Raw genomic sequence first — 22,903 nt, 5'->3', positions numbered from 1 at the left:
ACGCGCAGCATGGAAGAAGGGCCCGGGTCCTCGCACTTCGTACTGATCACGATCGGCTCGGCCGGCGACCTGTTTCCCTTGCTGCGCCTTGCCCTGGCGCTGCGCGAGGCGGGGCACCGGCTCAGCTTTCTCGGTCCGGTCCAGCACGAACCCTTCGTGCGGGCGGCCGGCCTGCCTTTCCATGGCTTGCCGGCCGACCCGGCCGTGCTCGACCATCCCGAGCTGTGGCACCCGACGCGCGGCTTCGGCGTCGTCTGGGAAGCGACGCGGCCGGCCATGGCAGCGGTGCCTGCCTTCATGGCCGCCTTGCCGCGCGATGAAAACTGCACCATGCTGGTGCATCCGCTGGCCTTGCCGGAAGCGGACTTGTGCCGCGCCGCGCGTCCAGGCTTGCGCATCGCCGCCGCTTTCCTTGCGCCCTCGAACCTGCCCACCGTCCACGATCCGCTGCTGCTCGGGCCCTGGCGCGTGCCGCGCTGGGTGCCGCACGGTGTGCGCCGCCGTCTCTGGCGTACGCTCGGGGCACGCTTCATCGATCCGGTCGCGCTGCCCGGCGTGAACGCGGCGCGGCGCGCAGCGGGACTGGCGCCGATGGGTTCCCTCATCGACGGCATCGGCGCGATTGCCGACCTCTCCATCGCGCTATTCCCGGAATGGTTCGCACCGACCCAGCCGGACTGGCCGCGGCCGCTGGTGCGCAGCGGTTTTCCGCTGTTCGATCCGGCTCCGGACGCAGGCTTGTCGCGCGAGCTGGCGCATTTCCTGGGGCAGGGCGGGCGGCCGCTGGTGTTCACGCCCGGCACCGGGAATCGCCAGGCGCGGGCCTACTTCGCGCATGCGATCGAGGCGTCGCGTCTTTTGGGCGAGCGGGCGGTATTGCTGACGCCGCACCGCGACCAGCTCCCCGCGACACTGCCGCGCCATATCCTGTGGCAGGAATACGTGCCGCTGCGCGCCTTGCTGCCGCGGGTGGCGGTGCTGGTGCATCACGGCGGCATCGGTACGACGGCCGAAGCGCTGCACGCGGGCACGGCGCAGCTGGTGGTGCCGCTCGCGCACGACCAGTTCGATAACGGGGCGCGGGTCGAGGCGCTCGGGGTGGGCTTGTCGCTGCCGGCCACGCGGCTCAACACGCGGCGGCTGGTCACGGGGCTGGAGGCGCTGCTCGACGACGACGGCTTGCGCGGGCGGTGCGGGGCGGTGGCGGGGAAGTTCGCGGGCGACGCCGGGGTGGGGGACGTGGTGGCGGCCCTGGCGGCGCTGGCGCGCCCGGCGCCGCCGTGAACCCGCCCACCGATGCTCACCACGTCACATGTGCCCAGGATCGACCGGTCCGCTGCAGGCCTCGGTGTGTCACCGCACTGTCGCCTTCCACCAGGCGCGATGTAATGCGGGCATCGATAGCAAAGAGTGGAAGCGGCGATGCGACGCAAAGCGGAAGGCAACAACGAGACGGGTGGACAGGCCGGCAATGGCGCCGGCGCGGGCCGCCCCGGCTATGTGCGGGTGCGCGGCGCGCGCGAACACAACCTGAAGAACGTCAGCCTCGACATCCCGCGCGACGCGCTGGTGGTGTTTACCGGCGTGTCCGGTTCCGGTAAATCCTCGCTCGCCTTCGGCACCCTCTACGCCGAAGCCCAGCGGCGCTACCTGGAATCGGTCTCGCCCTACGCGCGCCGCCTGTTCCACCAGATGCCGGTGCCGGAAGTCGACGAGATCGACGGCCTGCCGCCGGCGGTCGCCCTGCAGCAGCAGCGCGGCTCGCCCACCACGCGCTCCTCGGTCGGCAGCGTCAGCACCTTGTCGAATTCGCTGCGCATGCTGTATTCGCGCGCCGGCGACTATCCGGCCGGGCAGGAGCTGCTCTACGCCGAATCATTTTCGCCGAACACGCCCGAAGGCGCCTGCCCGGAATGCTCGGGCCTGGGCCGCGTGTATGCCGTGACCGAACAGTCGCTGGTGCCGGACGATTCGCTCACCATCCGCGAGCGCGCCGTCGCCGCCTGGCCGCCGGCCTGGCATGGCCAGAACCTGCGCGATATCCTCGTCACCCTCGGCTACGACGTCGACACGCCCTGGCGCGATTTGCCGAAAAAGGACCGCGACTGGATCCTCTACACCGACGAGACGCCGACCGTGCCGGTCTACGCCGGCCTCACGCCCGAGGAAACCCGGCGCGCCTTGAAGCGCAAGGACACGCCGAGCTACCAGGGCACGTTCAGCGGCGCGCGCCGCTATGTGCTGCAGACATTCGCCACCACCGAAAGCGCCGCGATGAAAAAGCGCGTGGCGCGCTACATGGTCAGCAAGGAGTGTCCGCTGTGCCGCGGCAAGCGCCTGCGCCAGGAAGCCTTGTCCGTGACCTTTGGCGGCATCGACATCGCCGATATCTCGCGCCTGCCGCTGGCGCGCCTGCACGACCTGCTCGCACCCTATGCCAGCGGCAAGGCGGCCGCGGACAAGGGGCGCGCCAGGTTGCATCCGGAGCAGCTCATCGTCACCCAGCGCATCGCCGAAGACCTGGTCGCGCGCCTGGACGTGCTGCTGGCGCTGGGCCTGGGCTATCTTGCGCTGGAACGCAGCACGCCGACACTCAGTCCCGGCGAGCTGCAGCGCCTGCGCCTGGCCACCCAGGTGCGCTCGAACCTGTTCGGCGTCGTCTACGTGCTCGACGAGCCCTCGGCCGGCCTGCATCCGGCCGATACCGAAGCGCTGCTCGCCGCGCTCGCGCAGCTGAAAGCCTCGGGCAATTCGCTGTTCGTGGTCGAGCATGCGCTGGACGTGATCCGCTGCGCCGACTGGATCGTCGACGTGGGACCGGCCGCCGGCGAACAGGGCGGCGAGGTGTTGTACAGCGGCCCGCCGCAGGGCCTGGAACGGGTCGACGCCTCGCAGACGCGGCGCTACCTGTTCGACGACACGCCGATCCGGGCGCGCACACGGCGCGCCCCGGCCGGCTGGCTGCGCCTGGAAGGCGTTACCCGCAACAACTTGAACCAGCTGGCGGCCGAATTTCCGCTCGGGGTCTTGAGCGCCGTCTGCGGCGTGTCCGGTTCCGGCAAATCGAGCCTGGTCAGCCAGGTGCTGGTCGAGCTGGTGGCGCGCGAGCTGGGGCAGGGCGCGCCGGCCGGGCAAGTGGAGGAAACCGACGACCTGGAACAGGAAACGGCGCTGCCGCTGGAAGGGCGCATCGTGTCGGGCATGGAAACGATCCGGCGCATGGTACGGGTCGACCAGAAGCCGATCGGCCGCACGCCGCGTTCGAACCTGGCCACCTATACCGGCCTGTTCGACCAGGTGCGCAAGCTGTTCGCCGCCACCAGAATGGCCAGGGCGCGCAAGTACGACGCCGGGCGTTTCTCGTTCAACGTCGCCAAGGGCCGCTGCGAGAATTGCGCCGGCGAAGGTTCGGTCATGGTCGAGCTGCTCTTCCTGCCCAGCGTCTATGCGCCATGCCCGGTCTGCGCCGGAGCGCGCTACAACGCCAAGACGCTGGAAGTGACCTATCAAGACCGCAACATCGCCGACGTCCTCGGCATGACGGTCGACGCAGCGTTTGACTTCTTCGCGGGCGAAGCCCTGGTCGCGCGTTCGCTGGAAGTGCTGCGCGAAGTCGGCCTGGGCTACCTGCGCCTGGGCCAGCCCGCCACCGAACTGTCGGGCGGCGAGGCGCAGCGCATCAAGCTGGCGACCGAACTGCAGCGCACCGGGCGCGGCAACACCCTGTATGTGCTGGACGAACCGACCACCGGCCTGCACCCGTCCGACGTCGACCGCCTGGTCCTCCAGCTCGAACGCCTGGTCGAAGCCGGCAACACCGTGGTCGTGGTGGAGCACACGATGCGGGTCGTCGCCGCCTGCGACTGGGTGATCGATGTCGGTCCCGGCGCGGGCGACGAAGGCGGCACCGTGGTCGCGGCCGGTCCGCCGGAACGGGTGGCGCGCGCCGCCGGCAGCCGCAGCGCGCCCTATCTGCGGCCCTGGCTGCCGGCGTAAATACGATCGACGGCCGGCCGCGCTTGCCCTCGGCGGCGCACGGTTGAAGCGCCGGCATCATGTCGTTTGCGTTACACTTAAGAACTTTTTTCTTACGATAATCGCAATACATGACCGGCACCTCGCTCGATAACGCCCAGTTCCGTCGCATCCTGACGCGCAACGTCGCCCTTCCGCTCGGCCTGTCGGTGCTCAGCGCGGCTGTCTTCGTGGCGATCGTCGCCTACCTGGTCAGTGTGCTGAACTGGGTCGAGCACTCGCAGGAAGTCATCGGCAAGGCCAACGAGGTGAGCAAGCTCGTGGCTGACATGGAAGCGGGCATGCGCGGCTACGTGATCTCCGGCGACGAAACTTTCCTCAGTCCATACACGGTGTCCAAGCCCAAGGCCGGCGTCGAACTCGACGCCCTGCAGCGCCTGGTGGCGGACCACCCGGCGCAGACCGACCGCCTGCAGCGGGCGCGCGCCGCGCACCAGGAGTGGCTCAAGTTCGCCAGCGAGGTGATCGAGGCGCGGCGCGCCAGGCGGGACGTCCTGCAAACCATCCTCAGCGGCCGCGGCAAGAATCTGACGGACGAAGTGCGCAGCCAGTTCAACGGTTTCGTCGCGACCGAACGCGAGCTGCTCGCCAAGCGCAGCGAAGAGGCGCGCGCGGTGACCGCCTGGTCGGTCGGTTCCTTCCTGGTGTTTACCCTGGTCGTCGGCGGCCTGCTGGCCGCCTTCGGACGGCGCGAACTGCTGCGCCTGTCGACCAGCTATGGCGAAGTCCTTAAGCACGAGAACGACCACAACGCCGAGCTGCGCCACCTGAGCTGGCTGCGCAGCGGCCAGACCGAGCTGGCGTCGAAGAGCGCCGGCCTCAATTCGCTCGAAACCCTGGCCCAGGCCGTGCTCGACCATGTGGTGCGCTATCTGGGCGGCACGGTCGCGGCCATGTATTTCCGGGAAGAAGAGGGAGTACTGCGCCGCATCGGCGCCTATGGCTTCTCGAACGAGGAAGAACGCGCGAAGATCATCGCGCCGGGCGCCTCGCTTGCCAGCCAGGCCGCCAACGAAAACCGCCTGCTGCGGGTCAAGGAATTACCGGCCGACTACATCAAGGTGGGCTCCAGCCTGGGCGAAGCGGCGCCGCGCGAAATCGTGATCGCGCCGTACAGCACTTTCGGCAAGGTCAAAGGCGTCCTCGAGATCGGCTTTTTGCATCCGGTGCGCGAGCGCGACATCGAATTCCTCAAGCTCGTCGGCGACGCCATCGGCGCCTCGATCGGCGCGGTCGTGTACCGCCAGCGCCTGCAGGATGCGCTGTCGGAAAGCCAGGCCCTGAACGAAGAACTGCAAGTGCAGCAGGAAGAGCTGCGCACTGCCAACGAGGAACTCGAAGAGCAGTCGCGCGCGCTGGAAGAATCGCAAACCAGCCTGGAAAACCAGCAGGCCGAACTGGAGCAGACCAACGACCAGCTCGCCGAGCAGGCATTGAGCCTGGACATGAAGAATGCGGCCCTGAGCGAAGCCCAGGAGCAGCTGCGCGCCCGCGCCCTGGACCTGGAACGCGCCAGCCGCTACAAGTCCGAATTCTTGGCCAACATGTCGCACGAGCTGCGCACGCCCCTGAACAGCTCGCTAATCCTGGCCAAGCTGCTGGCCGACAACGTGCCGGGCAACCTGAACACCGAGCAAGTGCGATTCGCCCAGACGATTTATTCGGCTGGCAACGACCTGCTGCACCTGATCAATGACATCCTCGACATCTCGAAGGTCGAGGCCGGCAAGCTGGAACTGTTGCCGGAAGACTTGCCGATCCGCCGTACGGTGGAAGGGCTGGGCCGCACCTTCGAGCCGCTGGCCAAGCAGAAGGACCTGCGCTTCACCGTCAAGGTCGAGCCGAACGTGCCGCCGACCCTGCACACCGACCGCCAGCGCCTGGAGCAGGTGCTGAGGAACCTGCTGTCGAACGCGGTGAAATTTACCGAGCGGGGCGAGGTCGACCTGACGGTCAGCGCCACCGACGAGGGCTGGGTCCAGTTCACCGTCGTCGATTCGGGCATCGGCATTGCGCCGGACCAGCAGGAACGCATCTTCGAGGCCTTCCACCAGGCCGACGGCACCGCCAACCGCCGCTTCGGCGGTACCGGGCTGGGCCTGTCGATCTCGCGCGACCTCACCAGTTTGCTGGGCGGCACCCTGGTCGTGTCGAGTATCCCCGGCGAGGGCAGTACCTTCACCTTGAGCATGCCGAGGAACGGCATGGTGTCGGCCGCACCGCCGGCGCCGCGCGCGGCGGCGCCGGCGGTGCGCGCAGCCCGGCCCGTGCCCGCGCCGGTCGCGGCGCCGGTCGAAGCGATCGAGGAAGCGCCGGCCCGATCCTCGTTCCCGGACGACCGCGCGCAGCAAGCGCATGGCGCGCGCACGGTGCTCGTGATCGAGGACGAGCCGGACTTCGCGCGCATCCTGTTCGACCTCGCGCACGACCTCGACTACCGCTGCCTGGTGGCGCTGACCGCCGGCGAAGGCCTGGAACTGGCCGCGGCCCAGGGCCCGGACGCGATCCTGCTCGACATCCGCCTGCCGGACAGTTCGGGCCTGTCGGTGCTCCAGCAGTTGAAAGACAATCCGGCCACGCGCCACATCCCGGTGCACGTGGTCTCGAGCATGGACAACGCCGGCGAGGCGCTGCACCTGGGCGCGATCGGCTATGCCTTGAAGCCGACCAGCCGCGAGCAGCTCGAAGCCGTATTCCGCAAGCTGCAGCAAAAGAGTGCGCAGCAGATCAAGCGCGTGCTGCTGGTCGAGGACGACGAGCGCCAGCGCGAAAGCGTGGTCAGCCTGATCGCCGACGCGGACGTCAGGATCGATGCCGTCGGCTCGGGCGAGGAAGCGCTGGCCTTGCTGCGCACCGAGATCTTCGACTGCATGATCATCGACCTCAAATTGCCCGACATGCAGGGCAAGGAATTGCTGGAGCAGATGTCGCACGAAGAACTGGTTTCCTTCCCGCCGGTGATCGTCTACACGGGCCGCAATCTGACGCGCGACGAGGAAGCCGAACTGATGAAATACTCGCGCTCGATCATCATCAAGGGCGCGCGCTCGCCCGAGCGCCTGCTCGACGAAGTGACGCTGTTCCTGCACAAGGTCGAATCGCAGCTCTCGACCGAACGCCAGCACATGCTCAGGACCGTGCGCGGGCGCGACCGCGTCTTCGAGGGCCGCACCATCCTGCTCGTCGACGACGACGTGCGCAACGTCTTCGCCCTGACCGCCGCGCTCGAGCAGCGCGGCGCCAACGTCGAAATGGGCAGGAACGGCTTCGAGGCGCTCGCCAAGCTGGACGAAGTGCCGGGCGTCGACCTGGTGTTGATGGACGTGATGATGCCGGGCATGGATGGCCTCGAAGCGACGCGCCGCATCCGCGCCGACGGCCGCTTCAACCGCCTGCCGATCATCGCCATCACCGCCAAGGCCATGAAGGACGACCAGGAACAATGCCTGGCCGCCGGCGCCAACGACTACCTGGCCAAGCCGATCGACCTGGCGCGCCTGTACTCGCTCCTGCGGGTCTGGATGCCGACGATGGAGCGTGTGTGAAGGCGGGCGCATGAAGCATCCAGCGGACGACATCGACATCGAAGTGCGGATGCTGGTCGAGGCGGTCTACCTCAAGTACAACTACGACTTTCGCGACTACACGGGCGCCTCGCAAAAGCGCCGGGTGCTCGTCGCCATGCGCGAAATGGAGTGCGCCACCGTCTCCGAGCTGCAGGCCAGGGTGCTGCACCAGAGCGAAGCCTTCACCAGGCTGCTGCAATACTTGACGATTCCCGTCACGGAAATGTTCCGCGACCCCGAGTACCATGCGGCCATCCGCGCCCAGGTCGTGCCGCACCTGTCGACCTACCCGTCGCTCAAGCTCTGGGTGGCGGGCTGCAGCACGGGCGAGGAAGTCTATTCGCTGGCCATCCTGCTGCACGAGGAAGGCCTGCTCGAGCGCAGCATCATCTACGCGACCGACATCAATCCGGCCTCGCTCGAAGCGGCGCGGCGCGGCGTCTTTGCGCTCGACCGGATGCGCCTGTACACCGAGAATTACCAGAAGGCGGGCGGCAAGAGCGCGTTTTCCGATTACTACACGGCCGCCTACGGCGGCGCGCTGTTCGACCGCGCCCTGCTCGAGAACGTGACCTTCGCCGACCACAGCCTGGCGACCGACAGCGTGTTCTCGGAAACGCATTTCATCAGCTGCCGCAACGTCATGATCTACTTCAACCGGCGCCTGCAGGACCGAGTCCTGGGCCTGTTCCACGAGTCGCTCTGCCACCGCGGCTTCCTTGCCCTGGGCAGCAAGGAAAGCATCGATTTCTCGAGCCACGCCCAGCGTTTCGAGCCGGTCGCCAAACGCGAGCGCATCTTCCGCAAGGCGGCGCCATGAACGCTTCCCGGGAGGCGCTGGCGGCTGCGCTGGCGGGCCGCAGGATCGAGGCGATCGTTATCGGCGCCTCGGCCGGCGGGGTCGATGCGCTGGTCGAACTGCTGCCGGCGCTGCCGCCCGGCTTCGGTCCGGCCACCGTGTGCATCCTGCATGTACCGGCCGACCGCGACAGCCGCCTGGCCGAGCTGTTCGCCGCGCGCCTGCCGCTGCCCGTGCGCGAAGCGGTCGACAAGGCGCCGGTCGAAGGCGGTACGGTGTATTTCGCCGGCGCGCGCTACCATCTGTCGATCGAACGCGATCGCGTCTTTTCCATCAGCTGCGAGCCGCCGGTGCACTATGCGCCGCCGGCCATCGATGTGCTGCTGGAGTCGGCCGCCGACGCCTATGGCGCGGCGCTGGCCGGCATCTTGCTGACCGGCGCGAACCTCGATGGCGCCGAAGGCATGCAAAGGATCAAACAGCGCGGCGGCCTGACGGTCGTGCAGGATCCGAACGAGGCGCAGGCCGCGACCATGCCGCGAGGCGCGATCCGCCTGTGCCAGCCGCATCTGGTCCTGCCGCTGGCCGCGATCCGCGCGCTGCTGCCACAGCTGGAGACAACATGAGCCTACAAGAACCAAGCAAACTACTCATTGTCGACGATCTTCCCGACAACCTGCGCGCCCTCGACGCCCTGATCCGCGACGAGCAGCGCCTCGTGTTCCACGCCCAGTCGGGCGACGAAGCGCTGGCGCTCCTGCTCGACCACGAGTTCGCGCTCGCCATCCTCGACGTGCAGATGCCGGGCATGGACGGCTTCGAACTGGCCGAGCTGATGCGCGGCACCGAACGCACCCGCAACATTCCGATCGTCTTCGTCTCGGCTGCCGGGCGCGAATTGAACTATGCCTTCAAGGGCTACGAGACCGGCGCCGTCGATTTCCTGTACAAGCCGCTCGATCCGGACGCGGTGCGCGGCAAGGTCAACGTTTTCGTCGCGCTCGACCAGCAGCGCCGCGAGACGCGGCGCCAGATGGAAGCGCTGGAAAAGAGCCGGCGCGAGCAGGAAACCCTGCTGCGGGAACTGAACGCGACCCAGGCCGAACTGCAGCGCTCCCTGCGCATGCGCGACGAGTTCATGTCGCTCGTCGCCCACGAGCTGCGCACGCCCCTGAACACGCTGTTCCTGGAGACGCAGATGCGCACGCTGCACCTCAAGCGCGGCAACCTGCAAGCCTTCGCCGGCGAGCAGATGGGCGCGATGATCATGCGCGACGAGCGCCAGATCAAGGCCATGATCCGCCTGATCGACGACATGCTGGACGTGACGCGCATGCGCAACGGCACCCTGTCGGTGCGGCCGGCCCCGGTCGAACTGATGGGCATGCTTGAGCGCGTCGTGAACGACCTGTCGCTGCAGGCGGCCGCCAGCGGCTGCGCCATTACGCTCGCGTCCCATGCGCCGGTGACCGGCTGCTGGGACGAGTTCCGCATCGAGCAGGTAGTGGTGAATCTGCTGACGAACGCGTTGCGCTACGGCGGCGGCTGCAACGTCGAGGTGCGGGTGAACGTGGAGGGCAAGTGCGCCCGCATCGACGTCGTCGACCAGGGCAAGGGCATTTCGCCGGAAGACATCGAACGCATCTTCCAGCCTTTCGAGCGCGGCGCGCGCAACGGCGAGCCGAAGGGCCTGGGCCTGGGCCTCTACATTTCGCGCCAGCTGGCCGGCGCCCACGGCGGCGAACTGAGCGTGACCAGTATCCCCGGGCAGGGCTCGACCTTCAGCCTGGCGCTGCCGTGCGACGTGCCGACGGCCTGCGCCGCCGAATCGGCCTGAGCCGGCGCGCCTGCGTCGGGGTCAGCCGGCGGCCGCCATCGCATGCGGCGCTACCGCCGCCGGCGTGACGGCGGCGCGCGGCGGCGCTGCCGGCCCGTCGAATTCAAAGCCGCTCGCCTCGTGCACGGCCCACGCACCTTCCCCCATCAATTGCAGCACATGCGTGTGGTGGCGCAGCACCGCGGCGCGGTGCGCGATGCTGACCAGGGTGGTGCCGCTGTCGCGCAGGCGCGCGTAGAGCAGGGCTTCGTTGCCGCTGTCGAGCGCGCTGGTGGCTTCGTCGAGGATGACGATGCTGGGCCGATGCACCAGCACGCGGCCGAAGGCCAGGCGCTGCTGCTCGCCCACCGACAGCAGCTTGTCCCAGTCCTGCACGGCGTCCAGGCCGCCTACCCGTTCGGCCAGCTGCGGCAGGTGCACGTCTTCCAGGATCGCCAGCAGCTGCTCGTCGCTCAAGCCCGACGCGGCGCTCGGGTAGATCAGCTGGCTGCGCAGGGTGCCGGACTGCAGGTAGGGCTGTTGCGGCAGGAAAAAGAAGTGTTCCAGCGGCGGATGGTGGATCACGCCGCTGCCGGTCTGCCACAAGCCCGCGATCGCGCGCAGCAGCGAGCTCTTGCCGCAGCCGCTGTCGCCGGTGATGAGCAGCGCGTCGCCGGGCTTCAGGACCAGGCTCAGCTCCTTGATGAGCACCCGGTCGGATCGTGGCGGATGCAGGGTCAGGGCGTCGAGCGCGAGGTGCTCGCCGGGACGGCGTTCGATGCGCGGGTGCGTCCCGGAAGGGGCGGCGGCGTGCGCCGCGGGCGCCGCGTCGGGCAGCACCAGGTTGGACAGGGCCTGCAGGCGGCCGATGCCGGCCACGAAGCGGCTCAGGCTCTCGAAGTTGTCGACGATGACGCCCACGGCGGCCAGCACGGCGGTGAAGGCGCCGGCCGCCTGGATCGCCCGGCCCACTTCCAGCTGGCCCGACAGGACGCTGTCGGCCAGGATCACGCCCGGCAGCACCAGCGTGAGCTGGCTGAAGGTGCGCTGGAACAGGTTGAGCGAGCGCTGCTTCCTGATCAGGCTGGCGAAGTTGCGGATCACCTTGTCGAACTTGTGGTCGATGTGTGCCCGTTCCTGGGCTTCGCCACGGTAGAAGGCGATCGACTCGGCGTTCTCGCGCAGGCGCATCAGGCTGAAGCGGAAATCGGCCTCGCGTCGCAGTTGCCAGAAGTTCAGCTTGATCAGCGGGTTGCCGAACACGTACAAGGCGATGAAGGTGCCGATCAGCGCATACGCCGCCAGGACGCCGACCAGCAGGTGCGAAATCGACCACAGCACGGTGGAAAAGGCCACCAGCTGCATGATCGAGCCCAGGAAGATCAGCAGGAAGTGGATCGAGCGGCCGGTAAACGTGTTGATGTCTTCGGCGATGCGCTGGTCCGGATTGTCGATTTCGCTGTCGCCGCAGAGCTCGTAGTATTTGCGCCCCTGCAGGTAGCTGTCGAGGAAACGGCTGGTGAGCCAGCGCCGCCACTGGTTGGCGAACAGGTCGCGCATGTAGTAATAGAAAGCGTAGACCGGCACCGCGAAGGCCAGCACGAACAGGCAGGCGCGCACCGCGGTCCAGAAGCGGTCGCGGTCCTTGCCGGCCAGCGCCGAGGTCATCTCGCCGGCCTGGTTGTTGAGCATGACGGCGAACTTGGTTTCGACCAGCATCAGCACGATCAGCAGCAGCAGCAGGCTCCAGGCCTGTTTCTTCTGGTCTTCCAGCCAGTAGGGTTTGGCGACATTGACGAACTGGCGCCATGCTTCGAGCGACAGGGGCGCGGCGCGCGGGCGTTTCGTTTCGGGACCCGGCGCGGGGGCGGCGGTCGTGGCCTGGGTGCTGGCGGGGGTAAGCATGGTGTTTTCCGTGGACTGCGCTAATCGGCCAGGCAATTTTGCCTGCATGATCCAAGCTTAGGCGGGGACATGCAAACCTTCGGTACGGAAACAGACATAAACCGCAAAGGGAGCGGCGGTTGCAAAGAGGAGGGGTTTGCCCCACACTGGCAGGCCTTTGCGAGATCGACCGCCCTGACCACCACGGCAGGGAGCGTTTCCTTCTCGCGATAGTAGAAATCAATCGATCTAATCTGATCAATTAATTTTACAAGTTTTCGCAAGGGATTTACACTTGCGTTTATCAACTTTAGACACACAACAGGAGCTTCCATGTCCCTTATCAATACCGAGATCAAGCCATTCAAAGCAACCGCCTACCACGCCGGCAAGTTCATCGACCTGACTGAAGAGCAGTTCAAAGGCACCTGGTCCATCCTGATGTTCTACCCGGCCGATTTCACCTTCGTCTGCCCGACCGAACTGGAAGACCTGGCTGAATTCCAGCCGGAATTCGAAAAGATGGGCGTCAAGGTCTACGGCGTGTCGACCGACAGCCACTTCGCTCACAAGGCATGGCACGACACGTCGGACGCGATCAAGAAGGTCAACTACCCGCTGATCGGCGACCCGACTGGCATCCTGGCCCGCAACTTCCAGGTGATGATCGAAGAAGAAGGCATGGCCCTGCGCGGTACCTTCCTCCTCAACCCTGAAGGCCAGATCAAGGTGATGGAAGTGCACGACAACGGCATCGGCCGCGACGCATCGGAACTGATGCGCAAGGTCAAGGCTGCACAGTACGTCGCCGCCCACCCAGGCGAAGTCTGCCCGGCCAAGTGGACCGAAGGCGCCGACACGCTGACCCCGTCGCTGGACCTGGTCGGCAAGATCTAAGCAGGCAGCAGGGCAGCAGGCAGTACGGATGCCGGCGCGCCTGCCGGCCGGCATCTACATTTCACGAATAAAAGGAAGAACCATGCTCGAAGCAACCCTCAAAAAGCAATTACAAGCCTATTTGGAAAAAGTGGTGCAGCCGATTGAGATCGTTGCATCGCTCGACGGCTCGTCGAAAGCGCGCGAAATGGAAGAGCTGCTCCGGGAAATTACCTCGTTGAGCACCAGGATTTCGTACGTCGAGAGCCAGGACGACACGGTCCGCGCCCCCTCGTTTGCCATCAACCGCGTCGGCACCGACATCGGCGTGCGTTTCGCCGGCATTCCGCTCGGCCACGAATTCACTTCCCTGGTACTCGCCCTGCTGCAAGTGGGCGGGCACCCGATCAAGTTCGACGACGCCGTCATCGAACAGATCAAGAACCTGGACGGCGATTACGTCTTCGAGGCCTTCATCTCGCTGTCCTGCCATAACTGCCCGGAAGTCGTGCAGGCGCTGAACTCGATGTCGGTCATCAACCCGCGCATCAAGGTCACCACCATCGACGGCGGCCTGTTCAAGAGCGAAGTCGAGGCGCGCCAGATCATGGCCGTGCCGATGATGTTCCTTAACGGCGAACACTTCGGCCAGGGCCGGATGAGCGTCGAAGAGATCCTGTCCAAGCTCGACACCGGCGCCGGCAAGCGCAAGGCCGCCGAGCTGTCGAAAAAAGAGCCCTTCGACGTGCTGATCGTCGGTGGCGGTCCCGCCGGCGCGGCCGCGGCCATCTATGCCGCCCGTAAAGGCATCCGTACCGGCGTCGTCGCCGACCGCTTCGGCGGCCAGGTGCTCGACACGCTGGCGATCGAGAATTTCGTCTCGATGAAGGAAACCGACGGCCCGCGCTTTGCCGTCGCACTCGAAGAGCACGTCAAGCAGTACGAAGTCGACATCATGAACCTGCAGCGCGCCGCGAAACTCGAGCGCGTGGGGTCCCTGTTCGAAGTGCAGACCGCCGACGGCGCTCTGTTGAAGTCGAAGTCGGTGATCCTGGCGACCGGCGCCCGCTGGCGCGAAATCAACGTGCCGGGCGAAAAGGAATACAAGAACCACGGCGTGGCTTATTGCCCGCACTGCGACGGTCCGCTGTTCAAGGGCAAGCGCGTGTCGGTGATCGGCGGCGGCAACTCGGGCGTCGAAGCGGCGATCGACCTGGCCGGCATCGTCGAGCATGTCACGCTGATCGAGTTCGGCAACGAATTGCGTGCCGACGCGGTCTTGCAGCGCAAGCTCTACAGCTTGAAGAACGTGGACGTGATCAAGGGTGCACAGACGACGGAAATCCTGGGCGACGGCAAGAAAGTCACGGGCCTGACCTACAAGGACCGTGCCAGCGGCGCGGTCAAGACGGTGGAACTGGCGGGCGTCTTCGTGCAGATCGGCCTGATTCCGAACGCCGAATGGCTCAAGGGCACCCTGGAATTGTCGCCGCACGGCGAAATCGAAGTCGATGCGCGCGGCGAAACCTCGCTGCCGGGTGTATTCGCCGCCGGCGACGTCACCACCGTGCCGTTCAAGCAGATCGTGATCGCCGTGGGCGAAGGCGCCAAGGCCTCGCTGGCAGCCTTCGACTACATGATGCGTTTGCCGACGGAAGAGACGGATGCGGTGGACATGCAGGCCAAGGCGGCCTGAATCCCGCGCCCCGCACCGCGGGGCGGGCATCGCACCGATGACGCCATGCCGGCACCCGCCGGCATGGCGTTTTTTTTGGGTCGGGCACCGCGCTGCGACGATGGTCTTCGACAAACAAAAAGCGCCACTCGCTGCCTGCGAATGGCGCTGTCTTCTCATCAATTGCCGGTGCTGAAGGGAGCACCGGTCTATAACTGTTGCCTTGCGTTATCGTGCGCCGATGGGTGAAATGTTTTGCGAAAATGATTACATCACGACATCACCATGTCGACGAACCCAGGCCATGCCTGGGGCGGAATCCGTTTAATGAAACATCAGCACCGCCGCGCCTTGCAAGGTGTTCGTGGTGTAGACCAGCCACGCGGCGGCGCCGGCGAGGGCGATTTGAAGTGCGGTCAGGGCGGTAGGGATCGAACGCATCATGATGTTTCTCCGGTTCACGTAATTGTGTTGGCTATGTTTTCGCTTGGTATGGTGCCATTCTGAGGCCAGGCCGCATCGCGCGGCATCGGCGGAAAATCCGCCGCCTTGTAGGAAAAGGCCTTGCGTAGCTGTCTCAGCCGAAGGAGGGGTGCCAGGGACCCGCTCCTACGCGGCTCTTGCATGTGCTCCTATAGCTGCGTAGGCGTGTGCAAATTATATTTATTGCATGACCCGACACGACACCCGACTCCTTAACAATGGCCTGCTTGCCGTACGCCGCCATTCCATCAAAAAATTGCTGCACTCGGTGTTCGGTATAGAACACCTGCGCGACGGCCAGCAGCGGGTCATCGACAGCGTCCTGGACGGCAAGGACACGCTGGCGATCATGCCGACCGGTGGCGGCAAGTCGCTCTGTTACCAGATTCCCGCGCATTTACTCCAGGGCTTGACGGTCGTCGTTTCCCCCCTGATTTCCTTGATGAAGGACCAGCTCGGCAAGCTCGAGGAACTGGGCGTGCGCGCCTGCCAGCTCAACAGCAGCCTGAACGCGGCGGACGAACATGCGGCGCTCGATGCCCTGGCCGCCGGCGAATGCCAGATCGTGTTCTGCACGCCCGAGCGCCTGGCGTCTCCCGAGTTCCTCGCAGTGCTCAAGCAAACGACGGTGGCGCTGGTCGCCATCGACGAAGCCCATTGCATTTCCCAATGGGGCCACGATTTCCGCCCGGCCTATATCGAGATGGCGGCCGCCATTGCCGCGCTCGGCCAGCCGACCGTGCTGGCGCTGACGGCCACCGCCACCGACGAGGTCATGGAGGACATCGGCCGCCAGCTGAACCGGCCGCGCATGAACGTCATCAATACCGGCATCTACCGCCCCAACCTGCACTACAGCGTGCTGCAGGTGACCAATATCGAGCAAAAATACGACGAGGCGCGCCGCCTGGTGGCGCAGAGCGAGGGCGTCGGCATCGTCTACGCGGCCACCGTCAAGGCGGCCGAAGAGATGCACCGCATCCTTGAAGAAGCCGGCGAATCGGTGACGCTCTACCACGGCAAGCTGCCCAGCGCCGAGCGCAAGGCCAACCAGGACCTGTTCATGCACGGCGAGCGGCGCGTCATGGTCGCGACCAACGCCTTCGGCATGGGCATCGACAAGAGCGATACGCGCTTCGTGATCCACCTGCAGATTCCGGCCAACCTCGAATCCTATTACCAGGAGTCGGGGCGGGCAGGGCGCGACGGCAAGGACGCCCAGTGCACGCTGCTGTTCCTGCAGGACGACAAGCGCTTGCAGCAGTTCTTCCTCGTCAAGCACTACCCGGACGCGGCCGAGATCCGCTCGGTCTATGTCGCCGCCTGCGAACTGGCGGAGACGGGCGTCGTCACCACCGAGGGCATCGAGGAAAAGCTGGCCGACCTGAACGAGGCGAAGATCAAGGTGTGCCTGAAACTGCTGAAAGACGCCAAGCTGGTGCGCCAGAACCGCAAGCTCGAATTCGTCGTCACCGCCATGGAACCGAAGGCCGCCCACTTCGAGGCGCTGGCCGCGGTCTATGTGCAAAAGCAGGACCACGACCGCGAGGCGCTGGAAAAGATGGTCGGCTATGCGGTGAGCGGCTTTTGCCGCTGGAAGCTGATGCTCGACTATTTTCACGACGAAGTCGAAGGCTTCGAGAAATGCTGCCACTGCGATAACTGCAAGAATCCGCCCTCGATGAACCTGGACGACATCGAGATCCGCGACGATGAGTTCGACCATGCGCCGGAGCCCGAGGCGGCCGGTCCGCTGTTCGAGATCGGCATGCAGGTGACGGTGCCGAAGTACGGCGCCGGCGTCGTCGTCGCGGTGGCGGGCGAGCAGATCGGCATCGACTTCCCGGACGGCGAGCACAAAAGCTTTATGGCAGACTTCGTCAAAATCGCCTGACCGGACAAGGACCTCATGGGAGATATGGTAGTCGTACGCAAGGAGGGACTCTTTTGCGTCCCTGGCGGGTTTTATATCGATCCCTGGCGTCCGGTGGAGCGCGCCGTGATCACGCACGCCCATGGCGACCATGCGCGCTATGGCCATGGCAAATACCTGACCGCCGCCAGCGGCGTGCACGTGTTGCGCTCGCGCCTGGGCGACATTTCGGTCGACGGGCTCGCATACGGCGCGACCGTGGTGCACGAGGGCGTAACCATCTCGCTGCATCCGGCCGGCCACGTGCTCGGGTCGGCCCAGGTGCGGATGGAGTACGGGGGCGAAGTCTGGGTCGCTTCCGGCGACTACAAGATCGAGCCCGACAAGACCTGCGCGCCCTTCGAGCCGGTGCGCTGCGATACCTTCATCACCGAATCCACCTTCGGCCTGCCGATCTACCGCTGGGACCCCGAACAATCCATTTTCGACGACATCAACCGCTGGTGGAGGAAGAACGCCGACGAGGGACGCTGCAGCGTGATCTTCGGCTATTCCTTCGGCAAGGCCCAGCGCATCCTGTCCGGCCTCGATCCTTCGATCGGGCCGATCGTCTGCCATGGCGCGGTCGAGCCCCTGAACCGCGTGTACCGCGAGGGAGGGATCGCGCTGCCGCCGACGCTGACGGTGAGCGACATCGACAAGGCCGGGCTCAAGCGGGCGATCGTCGTGGCGCCCCCCTCGGCATCGGGCTCGGCCTGGATGAAGCGCTTCGGCGACTACAGCGACGCCTTCGCCAGCGGCTGGATGCAGCTGCGCGGCGCGCGCCGCCGGCGCGGCGTCGACCGCGGCTTCGTGCTGTCGGACCATGCCGACTGGCCTGGCCTGATGAGCGCGATCGCCGCCACCGGCGCCCAGCGCATCATCGTCACCCACGGCTCGATTCCCGTCATGGTGCGCTGGCTGTGCCAGCAGGGCCTGGACGCGGCCGGCTTCGACACCGAGTACGGCGACGACGACGACGATGTCGGCATCGCGCCGCAGCCGGCCCAAAGCGCGGAGGCGGCCGTCGTGGAAAAAGAGACGAACGAGGCGGCAGGGGAGGACCACCGTGCGTGAATTCGCCCGCCTGTTCGCCGAACTCGACGAGACCACCGCCACCAACCGCAAGCTCGAAGCCCTGCAAGCCTATTTTTCCAGCGCAGCGCCCGAGAACGCCGCCTGGGCCGTGTACTTCCTGGCCGGCGGCAAGCCGCGCCAGGCGGTGCCGACCAAGCTGCTGCGCCAGTTCGCGATCGAATACGCGGTGCTCGACGAGTGGCTGTTCGACGAGTCCTACCACGCCGTCGGCGACCTGGCCGAAACCATCGCCCATATCCTGCCGCCGCCGGCGCGGCGCAGCGACGTCGGGCTGGCCGAATGGATGACCGAACGGATCGGTCCCTTGCGCGGCGCCGACCCGGCCCTCGTCCGCGAAGCCCTGTTCACTTACTGGAACGAGCTCGACACGCCCGAGCGCTTCCTCTTCGGCAAGCTGATCGGTGGCGGTTTTCGCGTGGGCGTGTCGAAACTGCTGGTCACGCGCGCGCTGGCGGCCATCGCGGCAGTCGACAGCAAGCTGGTGGCCCAGCGCCTGATGGGCTGGACCGACGGCAGCGTGCGCCCGACCGCGGCCAAGTTCCTGCAGTTGATCGCCGCGCCCTCCGATGACGAACACAAGCTGCGCGGCGGCCAGCCCTATCCCTTCTTCCTCGCGCATCAGCTGCAGGGCGACCCGGCCGCGCTGGGCGACTTGAAGGACTGGCAGGTGGAGTGGAAATACGATGGCATCCGCGCCCAGCTGGTGCGGCGCGGGGCGCTCAATTACCTGTGGTCGCGCGGCGAGGACCTGATCAGCGAGCGCTTCCCCGAGCTGTGCAGCGTGCGCCTGCCCGAAGGCACCGTGGTCGACGGCGAGGTCCTGGTCTGGAACCATGCGAACGAGGCGCCGGCCCCGTTCGCCGAACTGCAGCGCCGCATCGGCCGCAAGACCTTGTCGGCCAAGCTGCTGGCCGAACTGCCGGCGGTGCTGGTCTGCTACGACCTGCTCGAACTCGACGGCGTCGACCTGCGCGCGCTGCCCCAGCACGAGCGGCGCGCGCTGCTCGAGACCCAGGTTGCCGCCTGCGACCAGCCGCAGCTGAAGATGTCGCCGCTGATCCATGCCGAGAGCTGGGAGACGCTGGCCACCTTGCGCGCCGAGTCGCGCAACCGCGGCGTCGAGGGCATGATGGTCAAGGCCAGGAGCGCCCGCTACGGGGTGGGCCGCACCAAGGATGTCGGCACCTGGTGGAAGTGGAAGGTCGACCCGTATTCGATCGATGCGGTGCTGATCTATGCGCAGGCGGGCCATGGCCGGCGCGCCTCGCTCTATACCGACTATACGTTTGCCGTCTGGGACGACGACGAAGGCCATGGCGAGCGCAAGCTGGTCCCCTTCGCGAAAGCCTACTCGGGCCTGACCGATGCCGAGATCGCCCAGGTCGACAATGCAATCCGCAAGACGACCGTGGAAAAATTCGGTCCGGTGCGTTCGGTGAAGCCGACCATGGTGTTCGAGATCGGCTTCGAAGGCATCGCGCTGTCCTCGCGCCACAAGGCGGGCATCGCCGTGCGCTTCCCGCGCATCCTGCGCCGGCGCGACGACAAGACCGTGGACGATGCCGACACCCTCGACACGCTCAAGGGCCTGCTGGCCGCAGCAGGTGCATGAGCGGGCCCACGCAAAAGGCCGTCGGGCAATGGTTCGCCTCGCGCGGCTGGAAAGCCTTCCCGTTCCAGAAAGAGGTGTGGAAGGCCGCGCTTGCCGGCCGGTCCGGGCTGCTGCACGCGAATACCGGCGCCGGTAAAACCTATGCCGTCTGGCTGGCGGCGCTGCAGCGCGGCGCCCAGGCCAAAGGGCGCATGAGCGGCCTGCGGGTGCTGTGGATCACGCCGATGCGGGCGCTGGCCGCGGACACCCAGCGCGCGCTGGAGGAATCGGCCGCCGCGCTCGCGCCCGGCTGGACGGTCGGCGCGCGCACCGGCGACACCGGGTCGGCCGAGCGTGCGCGCCAGTCGCGCAGCTGGCCATCGGCCCTGATCACGACGCCGGAAAGCCTGTCGCTCCTGCTCAGCCACGCGGCCGCGGCCGAGCAGTTCAAGCATCTCGACATGATCATCATCGACGAGTGGCATGAACTGATGGGCAGCAAGCGCGGCGTGCAGGTGCAACTGGCGCTGGCACGCCTGCGCCACTGGCGCCCGGCTCTCGTGGTCTGGGGCGTGTCGGCGACGATGGGCGACCTGGACCTGGCGCGCCAGGTGCTGCTGGGCGCCGGCACGGGCGACGACCGGGGCGTGCTGGTCGAGGGCGATACCAGGAAACAGATCGTCGTCGACTCCCTGATTCCGCGCGACGTGGCGCGCTTTCCCTGGGGCGGACACCTGGGCCTGCAGATGCTCCAACCCGTCATCGACGAGATCGAGCATTACGATGCCACGCTGGTGTTTACCAACACGCGCTCGCAGTCCGAGATCTGGTACCAGAACATCCTGGAGGCACGGCCCGACTGGGCCGGCGTGATTGCGCTGCACCACGGCTCGCTCGCGCGCGAGGTGCGCGACTGGGTCGAGATGGGCCTCAAGAAGGGCGAACTGAAGGCGGTGATCTGTACCGCCAGCCTCGATCTCGGCGTGGACTTCCTGCCGGTCGAGCGCGTGCTGCAGGTCGGCAGCGCCAAGGGCATCGCGCGCCTGCTGCAACGCGCGGGCCGCAGCGGCCATGCGCCGGGGCGGGTCTCGCGCGTGACCCTGGTGCCGACCAACAGCATGGAAATCCTGGAGGCGGCCGGCGCCAAGGTGGCCGTCGCCGCGCGCCGCATCGAGGGGCGCTACGTGCCCAACAAACCCTTCGACGTGCTGGTGCAGCACATGGTGACCGTCGCCCTGGGCGGCGGCTTTCGCTCCGAGCAGTTGTACGAGGAAGTCAGGCGCGCCTGGTCCTACCGGCACCTGACCGTGGAAGAGTGGCAATGGGCGCTCGACTTCGTCGCACGCGGCGGCCAGAGCCTGACCGTCTATCCGGAATACCGGCGCGTGCTGCCGGACGAGGAGGGCGTCTACCGCGTCCCCGATACCGCCATCGGCCGGCGGCACCGGATGGGCATCGGCACCATCGTCTCGGACGCCTCCATTCAAGTGAAGTACATGAGCGGCGGGCGCATCGGCAGCATGGAAGAGTCGTTCATTTCGCGCCTGAAGCCGGGCGACCATTTCCTGTTCGGCGGGCGCATCCTCGAATTCATCCGGGTGCACGAGATGACGGCCTTCGTCAAGCGCGCCACGGGCAAGCGCGGCGCGATCGCGCGCTGGCAGGGAGCGAAGATGCCGATGTCCTCGGAACTGGCGCACGCGGCGCTCGAACAGCTGCGCCAGGCCGCCGCGGGGCGCTTCGAAGGACCGGAGATGCAGGCGATCCGGCCCCTGCTCGAGATCCAGGAAAAATGGTCCGCGCTGCCCACGCTCGACACCCTGGTGCTCGAATCGATGAAGAGCCGCGAGGGCTGGCACCTGTTCGTCTATCCGTTCGCGGGACGTTCGGTGCACATGGGCCTGGCGTCGTTGATCGCCTACCGCATCGGGCGCCGCCAGCCGATCACGTTTTCGATTGCGGTCAACGATTACGGTTTCGAGCTGATGGCGCCGGAGCCGGTGGCCTGGGAGCGCGAGTTCGAGGGCGCGACCGGGCGCGAGGTCGGCCTGTTCGATACCGAGCACCTGCTGGAGGACGTGCTCGACAGCCTGAACGCGACCCAGTTGTCGCAGCAGCGCTTTCGCGAAGTGGCGCGCATTGCCGGGCTGGTGTTCCAGGGCTATCCGGGGCAGCCGAAATCGAACCGCCAGGTGCAGGCTTCGTCCTCCCTGTTCTTCGAAGTCTTCCGCAAGCACGATGCCGGCAACCTGCTGCTCACGCAGGCGCAGCGCGAAGTGCTCGAGCAGGAACTGGAATTGACCCGCCTGCGCGATACGCTCGCCGAACTGCATGCGCGCAAAGTGGCGTATCGTGTCGTGCAACGCGCCACGCCCTTCGGATTCGCACTGATGGTCGAGCGCTTCCGCGAAAAGGTGAGCACCGAAAAGCTCAACGACCGCGTGGCGCGCATGGTGCGCGAACTGGAGAAAGCTGCCGCCGTATGAGTGTCAATGCCGTCGACGTGGCGGGCGAGCGTCTGCTGCTCTTGCCCGAAAAGGCCGTGTACTGGCCGGCACGGGAGATGCTGATCATCGCCGACATCCATTTCGGCAAGGCCGCTTCCTTCCGCGCGCTCGGCGTGCCGGTGCCGCGCGGGACCACGACCGAGAACCTGCTCGGGCTGGACGCGCTGATCCAGGCGCACGGGGCGCGCCATGTGATGTTCCTGGGTGACTTCCTGCACGCGCGCGCGGCCCATGCGTCGAGCACCCAGCGGGCCATGCTGGCCTGGCGCGAGACCCGGCGCGACCTGCGCCTGACCCTGGTGCGCGGCAACCACGACAAGCATGCGGGCGACCCGGCGGCGGTACTCGGCATCGAGCTGGTCGACGAGCCGCATGCGGTGGGACCGTTTTCCTTCTGCCACCATCCCGATCTCGACACCGGCGCGTATGTGATGGCCGGGCACGTGCATCCGGCCTGGGTGCTGGCGACCCGTTTCGACGCGCTGCGCCTGCCCTGTTTCGTCGTCGGCAGCCATCGGATGATCCTGCCTTCCTTCGGTTCCTTCACGGGCGGCCACGTGGTCACGCGCGAGGCGGGCGACGCGATTTTCGTTACATCAGGCGAGGCCGTGCACAGCGTTCGCTAGCGCACTGTTTCCTTTCGGGCATAAGCGTACCCTCG

At 66.6% G+C, this 22,903-nt stretch carries 14 protein-coding genes; 13 read left to right on the top strand and 1 reads right to left on the bottom strand.

Going from position 1 to position 22,903, the window contains the following annotated elements; translation table 11 throughout:
- Positions 1-9: 9 nt before the first annotated feature.
- From ACFPOU_RS22185 to ACFPOU_RS22160, 6 genes are all read left to right on the top strand, one after another.
- Positions 10-1,284, top strand: a complete 1,275-nt coding sequence (locus tag ACFPOU_RS22185; protein ID WP_379726705.1) for a nucleotide disphospho-sugar-binding domain-containing protein — start codon at positions 10-12, stop codon at positions 1,282-1,284.
- Between the two features lie 138 nt (positions 1,285-1,422).
- Positions 1,423-3,996 (top strand): ATP-binding cassette domain-containing protein, encoded by a 2,574-nt coding sequence (locus tag ACFPOU_RS22180; RefSeq protein ID WP_379726702.1) that lies wholly within the window; start codon positions 1,423-1,425, stop codon positions 3,994-3,996.
- 110 nt (positions 3,997-4,106) lie between these two features.
- Positions 4,107-7,580, top strand: coding sequence for a response regulator (locus tag ACFPOU_RS22175; RefSeq protein ID WP_379726699.1), 3,474 nt, complete (start codon positions 4,107-4,109; stop codon positions 7,578-7,580).
- A 10-nt stretch (positions 7,581-7,590) separates the two neighbouring features.
- Positions 7,591-8,421 carry a CheR family methyltransferase gene (locus ACFPOU_RS22170; RefSeq protein ID WP_379726696.1) on the top strand — a complete coding sequence of 277 codons (831 nt, stop codon included), beginning with the start codon at positions 7,591-7,593 and terminating at the stop codon, positions 8,419-8,421.
- A complete protein-coding gene (locus tag ACFPOU_RS22165) occupies positions 8,418-9,026 on the top strand; it encodes a chemotaxis protein CheB (RefSeq protein WP_379726693.1) in 609 nt (202 codons plus the stop codon). Before ACFPOU_RS22170 ends, ACFPOU_RS22165 begins: the two co-directional genes overlap by 4 nt.
- Positions 9,023-10,237 (top strand): hybrid sensor histidine kinase/response regulator, encoded by a 1,215-nt coding sequence (locus ACFPOU_RS22160; RefSeq protein ID WP_379726690.1) that lies wholly within the window; start codon positions 9,023-9,025, stop codon positions 10,235-10,237. The genes ACFPOU_RS22165 and ACFPOU_RS22160 overlap by 4 nt, the downstream gene beginning before the upstream one ends.
- Positions 10,238-10,258: 21 nt before the next feature.
- On the opposite strand, the gene ACFPOU_RS22155 is transcribed toward ACFPOU_RS22160, so the two are convergent.
- Entirely contained in the window at positions 10,259-12,121 is a 1,863-nt protein-coding gene (locus ACFPOU_RS22155; protein ID WP_379726687.1) for an ABC transporter ATP-binding protein/permease, read from the bottom strand.
- A 312-nt stretch (positions 12,122-12,433) separates the two neighbouring features.
- On the opposite strand from ACFPOU_RS22155, the gene ahpC reads away from it, so the two are divergent.
- The 7 genes from ahpC to pdeM all read left to right on the top strand — a co-directional run bounded on the left by ahpC (position 12,434) and on the right by pdeM (position 22,868).
- On the top strand, positions 12,434-12,997 hold the full coding sequence (ahpC, locus tag ACFPOU_RS22150; RefSeq protein WP_379726684.1) for an alkyl hydroperoxide reductase subunit C: 564 nt from the start codon (positions 12,434-12,436) through the stop codon (positions 12,995-12,997).
- 82 nt (positions 12,998-13,079) lie between these two features.
- Entirely contained in the window at positions 13,080-14,672 is a 1,593-nt protein-coding gene (gene ahpF, locus ACFPOU_RS22145) for an alkyl hydroperoxide reductase subunit F (RefSeq protein WP_379726681.1), read from the top strand.
- A 649-nt stretch (positions 14,673-15,321) separates the two neighbouring features.
- A complete protein-coding gene (locus tag ACFPOU_RS22140) occupies positions 15,322-17,028 on the top strand; it encodes a RecQ family ATP-dependent DNA helicase (protein ID WP_379726678.1) in 1,707 nt (568 codons plus the stop codon).
- 15 nt (positions 17,029-17,043) lie between these two features.
- Positions 17,044-18,123, top strand: coding sequence for a ligase-associated DNA damage response exonuclease (locus ACFPOU_RS22135; RefSeq protein WP_379726675.1), 1,080 nt, complete (start codon positions 17,044-17,046; stop codon positions 18,121-18,123).
- Positions 18,116-19,756: an ATP-dependent DNA ligase gene (locus ACFPOU_RS22130; protein ID WP_379726672.1), complete on the top strand. Its 1,641-nt coding sequence runs from the start codon at positions 18,116-18,118 to the stop codon at positions 19,754-19,756. Before ACFPOU_RS22135 ends, ACFPOU_RS22130 begins: the two co-directional genes overlap by 8 nt.
- Entirely contained in the window at positions 19,753-22,221 is a 2,469-nt protein-coding gene (locus tag ACFPOU_RS22125; protein ID WP_379726669.1) for a ligase-associated DNA damage response DEXH box helicase, read from the top strand. Before ACFPOU_RS22130 ends, ACFPOU_RS22125 begins: the two co-directional genes overlap by 4 nt.
- Positions 22,218-22,868 (top strand): ligase-associated DNA damage response endonuclease PdeM, encoded by a 651-nt coding sequence (pdeM, locus tag ACFPOU_RS22120; RefSeq protein ID WP_379726666.1) that lies wholly within the window; start codon positions 22,218-22,220, stop codon positions 22,866-22,868. The genes ACFPOU_RS22125 and pdeM overlap by 4 nt, the downstream gene beginning before the upstream one ends.
- Positions 22,869-22,903 lie beyond the last annotated feature (35 nt).

It is taken from the genome of Massilia jejuensis, from assembly GCF_042656795.1.
In the GTDB taxonomy this organism is placed as follows: Bacteria; Pseudomonadota; Gammaproteobacteria; order Burkholderiales; family Burkholderiaceae_D; genus Telluria; species Telluria jejuensis.
This window is presented reverse-complemented; position numbering and strand designations above follow the sequence as displayed.

Excerpts from the sequence above, each read along its gene's own strand:
- ACFPOU_RS22185 (WP_379726705.1), top strand. The coding sequence starts at position 10 with ATGGAAGAAGGGCCCGGGTCCTCGCACTTCGTACTGATCACGATCGGC.
- ACFPOU_RS22180 (WP_379726702.1), top strand. The coding sequence starts at position 1,423 with ATGCGACGCAAAGCGGAAGGCAACAACGAGACGGGTGGACAGGCCGGC.
- ACFPOU_RS22175 (WP_379726699.1), top strand. The coding sequence starts at position 4,107 with ATGACCGGCACCTCGCTCGATAACGCCCAGTTCCGTCGCATCCTGACG.
- ACFPOU_RS22170 (WP_379726696.1), top strand. The coding sequence starts at position 7,591 with ATGAAGCATCCAGCGGACGACATCGACATCGAAGTGCGGATGCTGGTC.
- ACFPOU_RS22165 (WP_379726693.1), top strand. The coding sequence starts at position 8,418 with ATGAACGCTTCCCGGGAGGCGCTGGCGGCTGCGCTGGCGGGCCGCAGG.
- ACFPOU_RS22160 (WP_379726690.1), top strand. The coding sequence starts at position 9,023 with ATGAGCCTACAAGAACCAAGCAAACTACTCATTGTCGACGATCTTCCC.
- ACFPOU_RS22155 (WP_379726687.1), bottom strand. The coding sequence starts at position 12,121 with ATGCTTACCCCCGCCAGCACCCAGGCCACGACCGCCGCCCCCGCGCCG.
- ahpC (WP_379726684.1), top strand. The coding sequence starts at position 12,434 with ATGTCCCTTATCAATACCGAGATCAAGCCATTCAAAGCAACCGCCTAC.
- ahpF (WP_379726681.1), top strand. The coding sequence starts at position 13,080 with ATGCTCGAAGCAACCCTCAAAAAGCAATTACAAGCCTATTTGGAAAAA.
- ACFPOU_RS22140 (WP_379726678.1), top strand. The coding sequence starts at position 15,322 with ATGACCCGACACGACACCCGACTCCTTAACAATGGCCTGCTTGCCGTA.
- ACFPOU_RS22135 (WP_379726675.1), top strand. The coding sequence starts at position 17,044 with ATGGGAGATATGGTAGTCGTACGCAAGGAGGGACTCTTTTGCGTCCCT.
- ACFPOU_RS22125 (WP_379726669.1), top strand. The coding sequence starts at position 19,753 with ATGAGCGGGCCCACGCAAAAGGCCGTCGGGCAATGGTTCGCCTCGCGC.
- pdeM (WP_379726666.1), top strand. The coding sequence starts at position 22,218 with ATGAGTGTCAATGCCGTCGACGTGGCGGGCGAGCGTCTGCTGCTCTTG.